Below are 13,812 nucleotides of genomic sequence, written 5' to 3'. Positions count from 1 at the left end.
GCGATCCGCCTGTCGATTCCGCTGGTCGGCGCGGACGCCACTGCTGTACCACCAGCAGACGGGGCGGTGGCCCGACAGTCACTCCGCGGCGGCAGCGTCGTGACCGGAGGCCGGAGTCACTGGGAGGGTTCGTGCCGCCCAGAGGGTCTTGCCTCGTCCAGAGGGCCGCACGCCCCAGCGCTGGGTGAGGTGGGCGGTGATGAACAGGCCCCGGCCGTTCTCGTCCGTGTCCAGGGCACGGCGCAGGTGCGGACTGGCGCTGCTGTCGTCGGTGACCTCGCACACGAGCGTGCCGTCGTGGATGAGGCGCAACTGGATCGGCCCCTTCGCGTAGCGCACGGAGTTGGTGACCAGCTCACTGACGACGAGGGCGGTGTCGTCGATGACCTCCTGGGCCAGTCCCCATTCCGCGAGTTGACTCACGGCCGTCCTCCGAGCCTGCCCGGCGCTCTCCGGGCTGTTGGGGAAGGTCCACGCCTTCGTCCGGGAGTAGTCCAGCACCCGGGTGCGGGCCAGCAGCAGATAGGCGTCCCGAGACGGCTGCTCGGGCGCGAGGGCGTCGGCGCACGTGTCGCACGCGGCCTGGAGAGAGGGCTGCGGTTCTGCGAACAGGTCGGTCAACCGGCTCAGCATCGACTCCCGGCCACCGGCCGCGGCCAGCAGAGCGGTGTTGCAGATCAGCAGGGTGCTCCCCTCGGGCAGGACGCGTTCCGTGAGCCTGTACTCCGCGAGGCCCTGCCCGAGTGGTGGCCCTGCCGCGACGTCGAGCAGTTCTACGGCTCCGCCCGGATGCACCAGAACCGGTGACGGGTGTCCCGCGCTCGCCGCGGAGCACAGGCGGGAGACCGGATCGTAGACGAGGCAGAGGCAGGTGGCGGGCGGCTGGTCACCGGCATCGGGTTCGGCTGCGTCCGGCAAAGTGCTCGGGCGACTGGCGAGGTCGTGAAGACGCTGGAGGATGTCGTCCGGCGACAGGTCGAGGTCGGCAAGCGCCTCGATCGCCGCACGCAGCTCGCTCATCGCCGCCGGACGTGATGTCCCGGAGGTGGTGTCCCCGGCCACGAGGGCGACCCTGGATCCGGAGAGGGCGACGGCGTCGGACCAGCCGCCGCCCGTGCCGGCCGGCAGGTGGGTGCGGGCCAGTTCGACGGCCGTGACCGCGGATGCCTGCGCGTGGGCGAAACCGCCGGACAGAATGCGGGCGGCGGAGCGCTCACGCCCGTAGAGGCGAGCGTTGTCCAGGCACTGGCCCGCGTGCGTGGTGAGCTGCTGCGCGAGCCTCAGGTGCCGGTGGTCGAACGGTGCCGGTTCGCGCCAGCGGTAGAAACAGGCCAGGCCGAGCACCACACCCCGTGCCCGGATCGGAACCAGCAGCATGGAATGCGCCCCCGCGCCCAGGATCCGGGCATCTCGTCGGCGCCGGAGATCGAGCCAGGGTGCGTCCGGGCGCAGTCGCCGGATCAGCTTGGGGGCCAGGGTGTCCAGGACGGTCCGGTAGGGCGTGCCGGGTGGGTACACGTCCACCTCGCCGACGGCGGGGACGCCCTGCCGGTCCGGTCCGGCGACCGAGCGGTACCCCACGCGTCGAAGAGTCTGATCACGGTCGAGAGCGTCCGCGGTGGGAGCCCGGCCGCCCAGGACGACGTCGTAGACGTCGACGGTCACGGTGTCGGCCAGGGCCGGCGAGACGACCTCGCAGAACTCGGCCGCCGTACGGAAGATGTCGAGCGTCGTTCCGATCCGCGCGGCCGCCTCGTTCTGCAGACGCACCTCCGCTTCGGCCCGTACCCGGGCGGTGATGTCGGTCAGCGCGGCGGCCAGACCCAGCACGGTGCCGTCGGCCCGCTGCAGGCGGAACGCGGACACCGAGGAGACGGTCTCGACCGGGGGGACACGGCGGTCGCGGAACCGGATGCTCAGATCGAGCTCGGGCACGCCGGTCTCCAGCACCCGGCGGGCGGCCCGTTCCACGGCGGCGGGGTCGGTGATGTCGAAGGAACGCAGGAGCTCCGGCAGCGTACGGCCGAGCAGCCGGTCGATCGGGAACGTCCGCATCAGCCTGGCGGCGGTGTTCACCCGCACCAGACGCAGCTCCCGGTCGTACACGTGCAGGCCCACGGGCGACTGGGAGAAGAGCGCGTCCAGCACGGCGTCCCCCAGCCCCTCGGGGACGGACCGGCTGTCCGGATGATCCTCACCGACCACTGTGTGAACGCCCATTCGACGAGACGGGTGGACTGCGCTGCGTACCATGCAACGCCCGCCCCGCCCACCCGGCCACCGCAGTGGAGTGAACGGGTGATCCGGGTGACGGAAGCGGCCCGTGGCTCCGCCTTGTGCGGGGCCACGGGCCGCACCCGTATTCCGGGAGGTTCAGCGCGCCGCGCGGAATGCCTCGGTCAGCTTGCCGACCGCGCCGGCGGGGTCGCCGACGAGCAGCAGATGGTCCGCGTCGGCGAACGGCTTCGCCGACCGCTCGGTGATGTTCTGGCCGATGCGGTCCTGGACGATCAGCCGGGCCCGGCCCACGAGTCGGGCTGCCGCGGCGGACTTCCCCTGCCCGGCCTTCTGGAGGGCGCGGGCGGCCAGGCCGATCGCGCGCAGGGCCGGCTCGCCGCCCTGCGGGGCGGCGCGGAGCGTGGTCAGGCCCCAGCCGTACGGGAACTGGGGGTCGTAGCGCGTGTCGCCCACGTTCAGCGGCAGCTGGCTCTCCGACTTCGGCCAGCTCACCGGCAGTTGACCGGTGAAGGGCTTGCGGCCGTAGAGGACGTCGGCCACCCCGTCGCCCTCCGTGCCCGGCAGCCAGGACGCGACCAGGGCGTCGATCGCGGGCAGCCGGTCCCCGATGAGCTGTGGGCGGCCGGAGACGACGAGGACCGCGCAGGGCATCGCGGCGCAGACCCGGTCGACGGCGGCCTTGTCCGCCGCGCTCAGTTCCAGGTCGTGGCCGTTGCCGACGTCGCCCATGCCCTCGGCGTACGGCGTCTCGCCGACCACGACCACACCGACCTCGTGGCCCGCGGTGGGCGCGGAGGCGTCCTTGGAATAGGTGAGCGCGGCCCCGGGACCGGCGGACTTCCGCATGGCCTCCAGGATGGTGGTGCCGGTCGTCGTCCGGCCGGAGGCGCCCTGCCAGCTGACGGTCCAGCCACCGGCCTGATTGCCGAGGTCGTCCGCGTTCGAGCCGGCCACGTACACGTTCTGGGCGGGCTTGAGCGGCAGCACGCCGCCCGTGTTCTTCAGGAGCACCTGTGAGGCGGCGGCCGCCTCGCGCGCCACCGCGCGGTGCTCCGCCGAGCCGACGCCGGCCAGATGCGTGGTGTCCGCGTACGGCTTCTCGAAGAGGCCCAGCCGGAACTTCTGGGTGAGGATCCGGGCGACGGCGTCGTCGATCCGGGCGGTGGCGATGCGGCCCGCCTCCGTCTCGGCGACCAGGGTCCTGGTGAACTCCTGGTAGTTCGTCGGCACCATGATCATGTCGAGACCGGCATTGACCGAGGTCCGCACGTCGCTCGGGTAGTCGCCGGGGATCTGGTCGATGGCCTGCCAGTCGCTGATGACGAAGCCTTCGAAGCCCATCCGGTCCTTGAGCACTCCGTTGATCATCTCGGCGTTGGCGTGCATCTTCACGGGGCCCTGGTCGTCGCCGAGGACGTCGAGCGAGGAGTACGAGGGCATGACGGTGCCCACGCCGCGCTTGACGGCCTCGGTGAAGGGCGCGAGGTGCACGGCCTCCAGTTCCTCGCGGGTGACCCGGGTGACACCCTGGTCGATCGTGTACGAGCCGGTGGTCGACGAGCCGAAGGCCGTCCCGCCGTCGCCGACGAAGTGCTTGGCGGTGGCCAGCACCTTGTCGTTCCGGTCCAGGTCCCGGCCGTCCCGCGCGCCCTGCATCCCGTCGATGACGGTCTCCATGGCGGTGACGAGCGCCGGGTCCTCGCCGAAGGCCTCGTAGGAGCGGCCCCAGCGCTCGTCCCGGGTCACGCACACACAGGGGGCGAAGTCCCAGGGCACCCCGGTGGCCCGGACCTCCTTCGCCGTCACGGCGCCGGTGCGGGCGGCGAGGGCGGCGTCGCGTCCGGCGCCGATGCCGATGTTGTGCGGCATGATCGTCGAGCCGATGACGTTGTTGTGCCCGTGCACGGCGTCCACGCCGTAGATCAGCGGGATCTGCCAGCGGGTGGCCTGGGCTCGCAGCTGGTACGCGTCGACCATCCGGGCCCATGCTTCGGGCGTGTTGGGAGTCGGAACCGAGCCGCCGCCGGAGAGCAGCGAGCCGATGCCGTAGCCCGCGATGTCGCCGGGCGAGCGCAGCGCGTTGCGCTCGGCCTGCGTCATCTGGCCGGCCTTCTCCTGGAGCGTCATCCGGGAGAGGAGGTCCGCGACCCGCTTCTTCACCGGAAGCCGCCGGTCCAGGTAGGGCAGTCCGTGCGCGTTCACCGCGACGGCAGGGGTCTCCGTCGGCGCCTTCGCACCGTCGACCGTCAGTCTCACCGGGATCGTCTCGGCCGCTTCGCCGGACTCGTCCTTCAGGGTGGTCACGGTGATCGAGCGGGTCGTCCCGGAGGGCGTCCCGGCGGGGAAGACGAGGGTGCCGCTGACCGGGGTGTAGTCGGTGCCGGGCCGCGCGGGCCCGCCGTCGTCCGTGGTGTACGCGACGGTGACCGGTTCGCCTGTCGGCTGGGAGCCGGTGGTGGCGACCGAGACGTCGATCCGGGCGGTGCCGCCCTCGTCGACCGGGTGCACCACGGCGCCTGTGACGACCTTGGTGTTCAGGGCCGGTTCGGCCTTGCCGTACAGCTCGATCGCGTCGACGGCGAAGCGGCCGCCCGGCGCGCCGGTGGGCAGCGTGAGCGCGTAGCCCCACATCTTGTCCAGGCCGAGGACCTGGTCGATGCCGCCGACCGGCTGGTAGTCGGCTCGGTAGTGGAACTCCGAGAAGGGGATCTCGACGAGATGCCAGCCCTCCCAGTCGTCGGTGAAGGAAGTGGTCCAGAGCTCGGACGCCTCGCCGTTGGCGCCACCGTCCTTGAGTTCGAAGTTGATCCGCTTGCCGGAGCCGGGGGGCAGCGGGGCGGTGTTCTGGCCGTACCACCAGAAGCGGATGCCCTTGTACGCGGTCCAGTCGTGCGCCGGCTTGTCGAAGGCGAAGTCGTGGGTGAAACCGCCCCAGCCGCTGATGTCGTAGCGCCCTTCGAGGACCTTGGCGCCCTCGGGGGCGTCGGCGCGCTCGGCGAGGGTGAGCTCCGGGTGGTCGTCGGTGTCGCTGCCCCAGGTGAACAGGCCCTCGGCGGGCGGTCCGGCGAAGGGAATCTCGCCCTCGAAGCGGTCGACGGCCCGGGGCGCCGGTTCGGCCCCGGGAGCGGACGCGGTGGCGCTCGGTACGGCTCCGCCGAGCAGTCCGGCCAGGACGGCGGTCACGGCGGTGACGGCGAGCGGCGGGGCGCCGCGGGCCCTCCTGCGACGGAGGGGGTGCGGATGTGGCATGCGGTGGTCTCCTGGAGAGAGGGGTACGGGGTGGTGGCTGCTGCTTCGTCAGGAGGGCTGGTGGGTCCACTTCTGGTTGGCGGCGCCCGTGCAGGACCAGATCTGGGTGCGGGTCCCGTCCGCCGAGGCGTTGCCGGTGACGTCGAGGCACTTGCCGGCCGCCGTGTTGACGACGTCGTGCGTCGCGGCGTTGTACGACCAGCGTTGTGCACCCGTGCCGTTGCAGGTGTGGAGCTGGATCTTGGTGCCGTCGGCGGTCCCGCCCCCGGTCACGTCCAGGCACTTGCCGAGCGCCCGGACGGTGCCGTCGGCGGCGAGGGTCCACCGCTGGGCCGTGGTGCCGTTGCAGGTGTAGAGCTGCACCGGGGTACCGTCGGCGGTGGCCGCGCCGGCCACGTCCAGACACTTCCCGGCGAGACCGGTCAGCGGTCCCGCGGGTGCGTTCGTCGTCGTACCGGACCAGGTGAAGGTGGCGGTGGTGCGGGCCGGCAGGGTGTACGTGAAGGACTGACCGCCCCAGTCGACGCGGACGGACTGGGCGGAGGCGCCGCCGTTGTGGGCGATGAGCGCCTTGGACCCGTCGGGGTTGCGCCAGGCGACGTTCTGCACGGTGGAGTCGGCCGTGGAGGCGATGCGGTACGCGCCGGGGCGCACGAACTTGGTGAGATGGCCGGTCGTGTAGTACTCGACCGTGTAGTCGACCTGCCCGGCGCGCGGGCCGCCCTCCTGGACCGTGATCAGCCCCGTGCAGGTGCCGCATCCCCCGTTGTGCGGGCCCATGTCCTGGTTGAGGGCCAGGCTCCACTTCGTCAGGCTGCTGCTCCAGTTGCGGGCGTAGTCGACGATGTCCTTCAGGTCCTCGTTGTGCTGGTTGCCGACCCAGGTGCCGCCGGAGTGCTCGGTGCTGAACTGCTTGACCGTCGGGTACTGGTCGTGGACCTGGCTGCCGACGGCGGGGTCACCGGCGTAGCCGTGCCAGGCGATGCCGCCGAAGAGCGGGTCGTTGCGCACGCCCGCGTCGTTCAGGACGCCGGAGCCGAAGTTCGCGTAGTCGCCGTAGTTCCAGTCGTGCACCAGGACCTTGGTGGTGATCCCGGCGGCCCGGAAGGCCGGGTAGACGTGGTTCTTGGTGAACTCGACGAGGCCGGACGGGTTCCAGCTCATGCCCGGGTAGTTCATGGCGGTGGGGTTGCCCGCCTGGCAGCAGTTCGGCTCGTTCTGCACGGAGAGGTAGTCGACCTTGACGCCTGCCGCCTGGTAGCTCTGGACGTACTTGACCAGATACTGGGCGTAGAGCGGGTAGTACTCCCACTTCAGCCAGCCCATCTGGTCCATCCGGCCGTTGTCCTTCATCCAGCCGGGGGCGCTCCAGGGCACGCCCTTGAGACGCATCGCCGGGTTGAGCTGCTTGGCCTGGACGGTGAGGAGCCGCACATCGGTGTCGTAGCCGTTGGCCCCGAAGTCGTTCAGGTCGCAGCAGGTGTCGTCGAGGGAGATGTTGCCGGGCCGGGAGAGGTCGGACGCGCCGATCGGGTTGCGGACGAAGGAGAGGCCGATGCCGTCGGTCGGCGAGAAGAGCCTGCGCATGACCTCGTCGCGGGTGGCGGTGCTGATCGCGCCGCCGCGCAGGAGGTGAGCGGTGGTGTCGGTGATCGACGCGCCGCCGCCCTCGAACTGCTGGTAGGTGGTGTTCTCGTCGACGGTGATGGTGCGGTTCGCGCTGCCGCCGGCGGGGCCGAAGGCGATCGGCGGCTGCGGGGCGAGACCTCGCGTGACGGTACGGCCGCCGGCGTCCGAGGTGGTGGTCAGCCAGACGTCGACGCGCTCACCGGCGGCTTCGGCCACGCCGGGACCGGTCATGACCAGGCCGCTCGCGAGCAGGGCACCGGTCACGAGAGCGGCGAGACGGCGGGGGCGCCGCCCGCGGCGGGGGCCGGACCAGGAGCTGTTCCTGTAATGCACCTGACAGACCTTTCAGTGGGGGGAGCGCGGACCTTCGCTCTTTCTTTAAGGTGTGAAGCTATGGAGGTGCCCCAGGCACGTCAACCCCTCCCGCATACAACTCCCGAACGAATAAAACCGCTTGGGAGCGGATTCGACTCAAGGTCTTGTCGGCTTGGTCCAGACAATGGCACTGTTCGTTGCCGTCCACGACACACCCGACCGTCGGCGGTGACATCGATGTCCGCACTACCTTCTCGACGATCACGGCTTCTCCTGGCCTTAGGCCTCGGATGCGCCACGGTGGTGGCTCTGCTGAGCCCCGCCGCCCAGCCGTCCGCGATGGCGGCGACAACCTCGGCCTCAACAGCCACGGCCGAAGCCGGCGTCCAGGCCACCACGTTCAGCGACGAGTTCAACGCCCCGGCAGGCACACCGGTCGACGGCTCCAAGTGGAACCTGGAGACCGGCGACAACGTGAACAACCACGAGCGCCAGTACTACACGAACTCGACCCGCAACGCCGCGCACGACGGCCAGGGCAACCTGGTCATCACCGCGCGACGCGAGAACCCGGGCAACTACAACTGCTGGTACGGCCGTTGCGAGTACACCTCGGCCCGGCTCAACACGTCCGGCAAGTTCACCCAGACGTACGGCACCTTCGAGGCCCGGCTGAAGATGTCGCGCGGCCAGGGCATGTGGCCGGCGTTCTGGATGCTCGGCAACGACATCGGCAGCGTCGGCTGGCCGCAGAGCGGTGAGATCGACGTGATGGAGAACGTCGGCTTCGAGCCGAACACCGTGCACGGCACCATCCACGGTCCGGGCTACTCGGGTTCGGGCGGCATCGGTGCCGGCCACTCGATCGGCGCACCGTTCGCGGACGGCTTCCACACCTTCCGTGTCGAATGGGCGCCGGACAAGCTGGTCTGGAAGGTCGACGGCGTCACGTACCAGACGCGCACACCGGCCGATCTCGGCGGCCGGCAGTGGGTGTTCGACCACCCGTTCTTCCTCATCCTCAACCTCGCCGTCGGCGGCTACTGGCCGGGCGACCCGGACGGCAGCACCCCGTTGCCGAACACCCTGACCGTCGACTACGTCCGGGTCACGAACGACCAGCCCGCCCCGCCGACCGGCACCGGCGGCCCGATCACCGGCCTCGGCGGCAAGTGCGTCGACGTGGCCGGGGCGAACCCCGCGAACGGCACCCCGGTCCAGCTCTACGACTGCAACGGCAGCGCGGCCCAGCGATGGACCGTGAACGCCGACGGATCGATCCGTGCACTCGGCAAGTGCCTGGACGTCACCGCCGGATCCGCGGCGGACGGCGCCAAGCTCCAGCTGTACGACTGCAACGGCACCGGCGCCCAGAAATGGCGGGTGGAGGCGGCCCGCGACATCGTGAACGTCGCGGCGGACAAGTGCCTGGACATCCCGAGCGGCAACACGGCGAACGGCACCCGGCTGCAGACCTGGACCTGCAACGGCACCACGGCACAGAAGTGGACCGTGGGCTGAGTCACCGGTCCCGACGCATGCGGGAGGCCCTAGGTCCTCCCGCACGAGGCGGACGCTCCCGGCGGCCAGGCCCTCCTGGTCGCACGGGAGCGCAGGTCGCCACCCGAGGGTCTCCGGCTCGCCGTGGCAGTCGGGCGTCGGGGATGCCGCGCCGCCGCCCCCGAACGCATTGCCGGGAAGCTCCCGTACCCGGCTCCCCTTCGGGGGCCCCGCACGGTTCGTCCGCTGTTCAGTCGCAGCAGTCGCAGCAGCACTTGCAGGGGTTGCAGCAACCCCCGCCACAGCCGTCACCCGAGCCCCCGCCTGAACCACCGGAGCCACCGGAGCCACCGGAGCCACCGGACGAGTGGCCTCCGCCCGAACCGCCGGAGGATCCTCCCGAGTGACCGCCGCCGTGCCCGCCGAACCAGCCGTCGCCCCCGGAACCGTCCCTGCCAGAACCGTCCCGGCCGGAGGCGTCCCGGCTTGAGCCGCCCTGGCGGTTGCCGTCGCCGAACTGCCAGGACTCTCCCTCACCCGAGTCCGCGTCGTCGTCGCAGCGGCAGCAGTTGTAGCAGAGCCTGCAATCGGCACACAGGCGCCGCTGCTCACGACACCGGCGGCACTCCCCCTCCGGCGGTCGGCCCGACGCCGTCGGCGCGCCCTCCGGGGCCGCACCCGCCAGCGCTCCGACTCCGCAAGCCGCGCCACTGCCGGTCTGCGAGGGCTCCTCCGTCGCCGTACGACGGCCCAGCCAAGGCAGTATGCGCAGGCCACGTGCCTGCTTGCTGTGCTGATGGTGGCGATGGTGGCGATGCCGGGGGTCGAAGACCCGGTCGACAGCGCGCTCCAACTCGCCGCCCAGAAGGGCCTGCACCAACCGCCCGTCGACGAACTCGGCGTCGGACAGGGAAAGCCGGATTCCGTGAACGGCGTCGTCGCAGAGCCTGCGCACCTCAGCACGGTCCGCGCCGGTCGCGGCGATCGGGTTCCACGCACCCGACGCCTCGTCCGCGTCCAGGTCCTCCACGGCGTCAAGCAGATGAGCCAGCCGACCGAAGAGCCGGCCGGCTTCCGTCAGCGGTTCCGCGTTGTCCGGGCGGTTCGTGAGTACGGCGGTGTACGCGAAGGCCGCGGCGGTCGCCGTTTCCGTGGGCTCCGTGACCGTCAGCAACGAGCCGCCCCGCCCGGTCGACCGCTCGATCTGCGGCTGGCGCTCGACAGCCTCGAGCAGCACCGAGGTGTCGAAGCCGAGCCGGTCGCCACCCGCCGCACCCGCACGATCCCAGCCGTGTGCGATCCGGCGTGCCGCCATCGCCACGGGGCGGCGCCCCAACAGACCGTCACCGTCGGCGACATGGTCACGTATCTTCGCTGCGGCGAGCACCAGCGACACCGTCGCGGCCAATCGCGCACCCTCGCCCTGCGCCACGTCCGCCGACCGCATCCCGCGCAGCGGGCAGGGACCGGCCCCTCGCCGCCAGTCGCCGGTTCGCTCCGACTGCGCTTCGGTCAGTACCGAGACGATCAGGCCGTCGTAGTTGGTGGCCACCCTCGCGAACTGCCCGTACTCGCCGCGCAACGTCAGGCACAGCCCGCACAAGTGCGCCATCCACTCGGTACGCAAGCCCTCGCCCAGCCGATGACGGCATGGCCTGATGATTCCGAACACCGAAAATCTCCCCCGTAGGACCTCTACCCGGATGCATCCGGTGGGACGCCCCACGGAGGGACGACCCACGGACGAAGGACCGCGCCACCGGCACGACCGCACAGGACGTCTGCCGCAATGCGCCGTCCACGCGCGGTCGTCATCCTAGATGGGTCCCTTCCAGGAGTGCCCGCGGAGGCCCGACGCGGCCCCGGGCGCGTGCACCAGAGCCGTCGGCGACCCTCGCCCAAGACCGCCAGACCACTAGGTGGGCGTAGCGGCGGTCTTGTCCGTCGCGGTGCCGTCTTCGTCCTGGACCTCCGGCGCACCGGGCTGTTGCGGAACGGGCGGAGTGCGGACCAGCAGCGCGACCAGCACCGTCAGTCCCCCGAGCACGGCGCCGATGCCGAATCCCCACCGGATGCCCGTGGCCAGAGCGTCCGTGGGGTCGGCGCCGTCGGCCGCCGCCGTGGCGGCGCGTCCCGACATGACACTGATGACCAGGGCGGTGCCGGCGGCGGCCGCGACCTGTTGCAGCGAGCCCAGGATCGCGGAGCCGTGGGGGTAGAGGGGCGGCGGAAGGACGGACAGGCCGGACGTGAAGACGGGGGTGAAGACGAACGCCATGCCCGCGCTCAGTGCCACGTGAACGGCGAGCACCAGCCACGGCGAGGTCGCTTCGCCCATGAGGGCGAACAGCGCGAGGCAGAGCGCCGTGAGTACGGCTCCGGGCACGACGAGCCGTGGTGCGCCGAGCCGGTCGTAGAGCTTTCCGACCTGTGGTCCGAGCAGGCCCATGGTCAGGCCGCCGGGGATGAGGAGCAGCCCGGTCTGCAGTGAGGTCAGGCCGCACACCTCCTGCAGGTAGATCGGCAGCAGGATGAACGCGCCCATGAGCGCCATGAAGGACAGGCACATCAGGCCGAGCGCCACGGAGAAGTGACGATAGGTCAGGGCCCGCAGGTCCAACAGCGGTGTGGACGAGCGCTGCAGCGCCAGCTGTCTCCATGTGAACAGGCCTACCAGCACCGCACCGACCAGGGTCGTGACCTCCGGAGGCACGACCGCCGAGGCTTCGCCCCCGGCACCGAGGCCGCTCAGACCGTAGACCAGGGCGCCGAAACCCGCTGCCGCGAGAGGGACGGACAGCCAGTCGATCGGGCCGGCCTGCGGCTCGCCGACGTTGACCAGTCTGCGCTGACCGAACACCGCCATGGCTCCGGCGATGGGCAGTACCGCCAGGAACAGCAGGCGCCATGATCCCAGCTGGAGCAGCACGCCGGACACGGCGGGGCCGAGGGCGGGTGCGACGGAGATGACGAGGGTGATGTTGCCCATCACACGGCCACGGTCGTGCGGGGGCACGAGCGTCATCAGTGTCGTCATGAGCAGCGGCATCATGACGGCGGTGCCGCCGGCCTGGATGACGCGGGCGACCAGGAGCACGGGGAAGGCGGGCGCCGCCGCGGCCAGGGCCGTGCCGGCGAGAAACAGCGCCATGGCCAGGCCGAAGGCGGTCCGGGTCGTCACGCGCTGGAGGAACCACCCGGTAACCGGGATGACGACGGCCATGGTGAGCATGAAGGCCGTGGACAACCACCCCGCGGCCGCCGCGGTGACCTCGAACTCGCGCATGAGTCGCGGGATCGCGTTGACCATGATCGTCTCGTTGAGGAGGACGACGAACGTGGACAGCACGAGGATCCTCAGCACGGCGGTGACACGGCCGGGCGAGAGGGTGGGTGCTGCGTGTGGTGCGAGCATGGTGCCTTCCGTCATGTGAGTGTCCTCCGTACGTGGCCGGCCACACCGGCAGACCGCAGCGCCGGGAGGAACTCATCGGTGTCGCCCGATCCTGCCGGTGCCGCCGCCCGTACTCAAACCATTTCTTCCGGCGCGACCTGGCCGAAGCACGGCTGCCGGAGCAGGCCTCTTCGACCAGTCCCTCCAGTCGCACCGACTCAGGACTCCGGACGCTGACACCGACACCGACGCCGATGCCGACGCCGGAGTGACCGGACGGCATGTCACAGGACCTGCGGCCCGGTCCTTCCCCGCGGCGGAATCATGTCCATGGGGCGCCCGATCCCCCGGTTTCGCTGGATTCGTACAACCATCCGCACGCTGGGGAGTCATCTAAGGCGAGTGCGCACCGTAAGCGCGTTCGTTTCGTTTCCAGGGGGACCCACATGACTCACCACATATTCCTGCGCGCCCGCGTGCTTCCTGCCGCAGTTGCTGCCGGGGTGCTCGTGCCCGTCGTCGCGGGCGCGGCGCCCGCTTCCGCCGCCACGGCGCCGCGGGTCAGCTGCACGTCGGGCAAGGCCGGGCTCGCCGCCAAGCTTCAGAGGGACATCACCGCCGCCCTCGCCACGCGCACCGGTACCGTCGCCGTCGGCCTGCGCGACCGCTCCACGAACACCACCTGCACCCTGCGCGCCACGACCTCGTACGACTCGGCCAGCATCGTGAAGGTGACCGTCCTCGCCACGCTCCTGTGGGACGCCAAGAAGACCAACCGGTACCTGACGACACGCGAGTCCAACCTCGCCACCGCCATGATCACCAAGTCCGACAACGCGGCCACCACCTCCCTGTGGAACCAGCTCGGCGTCAGCAAGGTGAAGGGCTTCCTGGCGGCCGCCGGCATGACGCGGACGGTGCCGGGGTCCGGCGGCTACTGGGGGCTCACCCGGATCAACGTCACCGACGAGCAGCGGCTCCTCTCGCTGATCACCGCCAGGAACTCGGTCCTGAGCGACAACTCCCGCGCCTACATCCTCAAGCTCATGGGGCGCGTCATCACCTCGCAGAGGTGGGGAACCCCGGCCGGCGCACCCTCCTCCGTGTCGAAGCAGGTCAAGAACGGCTGGCTGCAGCGCTCCACGCGCGGCTGGCGGGTGCACAGCATCGGCACGTTCAAGGGCGGGGGCCACGACTACACCATCACCGTGCTCACCGACGGCAACAGCACGATGAACTACGGCGTGAACACCATCCAGGCCGTGGCCAAGGTGATCCACCGGGATCTGTTCCCGACCGCGCCCGCCGCGTCCCGCTACACCCCGACTGCCACACCGAAGGAGGCGTTCATCGCGGTGCCTCAGGGCTGACACCCCCATCCCACGGCCGTCCCTGGGCACCGTCAAGGGCGGCGGTGATGAGTTCCGCCGACGTCTGCGGGCGGTCTTCCCGGACCGCCCGCAACAGCACGGCCGCCGCGTCCGTCG

Annotated in this window: 7 protein-coding genes; 2 read left to right on the top strand and 5 right to left on the bottom strand. The window is 70.9% G+C overall.

The features are described 5' to 3' along the window. Window positions 1–78: 78 nt before the first annotated feature. The 3 genes from DEJ46_RS38260 to DEJ46_RS38250 form a co-directional block, all read right to left on the bottom strand. On the bottom strand, window positions 79–2,220 hold the full coding sequence (locus DEJ46_RS38260) for a SpoIIE family protein phosphatase (RefSeq protein ID WP_190623101.1): 2,142 nt from the start codon (window positions 2,218–2,220) through the stop codon (window positions 79–81). Between the two features lie 153 nt (window positions 2,221–2,373). Further along, complete coding sequence (locus DEJ46_RS38255; RefSeq protein WP_150273766.1) at window positions 2,374–5,487, bottom strand: glycoside hydrolase family 3 protein; 3,114 nt, start codon at window positions 5,485–5,487, stop codon at window positions 2,374–2,376. A gap of 48 nt (window positions 5,488–5,535) precedes the next feature. Then, window positions 5,536–7,449 (bottom strand): ricin-type beta-trefoil lectin domain protein, encoded by a 1,914-nt coding sequence (locus tag DEJ46_RS38250; RefSeq protein WP_150273760.1) that lies wholly within the window; start codon window positions 7,447–7,449, stop codon window positions 5,536–5,538. A 321-nt stretch (window positions 7,450–7,770) separates the two neighbouring features. Between DEJ46_RS38250 and DEJ46_RS38245 the strand changes: the two genes are divergently transcribed. After that, window positions 7,771–8,952 carry a glycoside hydrolase family 16 protein gene (locus DEJ46_RS38245; protein ID WP_150275165.1) on the top strand — a complete coding sequence of 394 codons (1,182 nt, stop codon included), beginning with the start codon at window positions 7,771–7,773 and terminating at the stop codon, window positions 8,950–8,952. A 229-nt stretch (window positions 8,953–9,181) separates the two neighbouring features. Here DEJ46_RS38245 and DEJ46_RS38240 read toward each other — a convergent pair whose 3' ends face one another. Both DEJ46_RS38240 and DEJ46_RS38235 read right to left on the bottom strand, forming a co-directional pair. Then, window positions 9,182–10,603, bottom strand: a complete 1,422-nt coding sequence (locus tag DEJ46_RS38240) for a DUF5685 family protein (protein ID WP_150273757.1) — start codon at window positions 10,601–10,603, stop codon at window positions 9,182–9,184. Window positions 10,604–10,846: 243 nt separating this feature from the next. Further along, window positions 10,847–12,361 (bottom strand): DHA2 family efflux MFS transporter permease subunit, encoded by a 1,515-nt coding sequence (locus tag DEJ46_RS38235; RefSeq protein ID WP_223835404.1) that lies wholly within the window; start codon window positions 12,359–12,361, stop codon window positions 10,847–10,849. A gap of 410 nt (window positions 12,362–12,771) precedes the next feature. Between DEJ46_RS38235 and DEJ46_RS38230 the strand changes: the two genes are divergently transcribed. Beyond that, the gene (locus DEJ46_RS38230) at window positions 12,772–13,695 is read left to right on the top strand and encodes a serine hydrolase (RefSeq protein WP_150273756.1); all 924 of its coding nucleotides are present in this window, start codon (window positions 12,772–12,774) and stop codon (window positions 13,693–13,695) included. The last annotated feature ends 117 nt before the right edge of the window (window positions 13,696–13,812 follow it).

This window comes from Streptomyces venezuelae (assembly GCF_008642375.1).
GTDB lineage: Bacteria > Actinomycetota > Actinomycetes > Streptomycetales > Streptomycetaceae > Streptomyces > Streptomyces venezuelae_G.
Note: the sequence above shows the minus strand (reverse complement) of the source record. Positions and strands in the feature narration are given on the sequence as shown.

What these genes read in the sequence shown, in the direction of transcription:
- DEJ46_RS38260 (WP_190623101.1), bottom strand. Translation starts at nt 2,220, where the DNA reads ATGGGCGTTCACACAGTGGTCGGTGAGGATCATCCGGACAGCCGGTCC.
- DEJ46_RS38255 (WP_150273766.1), bottom strand. Translation starts at nt 5,487, where the DNA reads ATGCCACATCCGCACCCCCTCCGTCGCAGGAGGGCCCGCGGCGCCCCG.
- DEJ46_RS38245 (WP_150275165.1), top strand. Translation starts at nt 7,771, where the DNA reads ATGGCGGCGACAACCTCGGCCTCAACAGCCACGGCCGAAGCCGGCGTC.
- DEJ46_RS38235 (WP_223835404.1), bottom strand. Translation starts at nt 12,361, where the DNA reads ATGACGGAAGGCACCATGCTCGCACCACACGCAGCACCCACCCTCTCG.
- DEJ46_RS38230 (WP_150273756.1), top strand. Translation starts at nt 12,772, where the DNA reads ATGACTCACCACATATTCCTGCGCGCCCGCGTGCTTCCTGCCGCAGTT.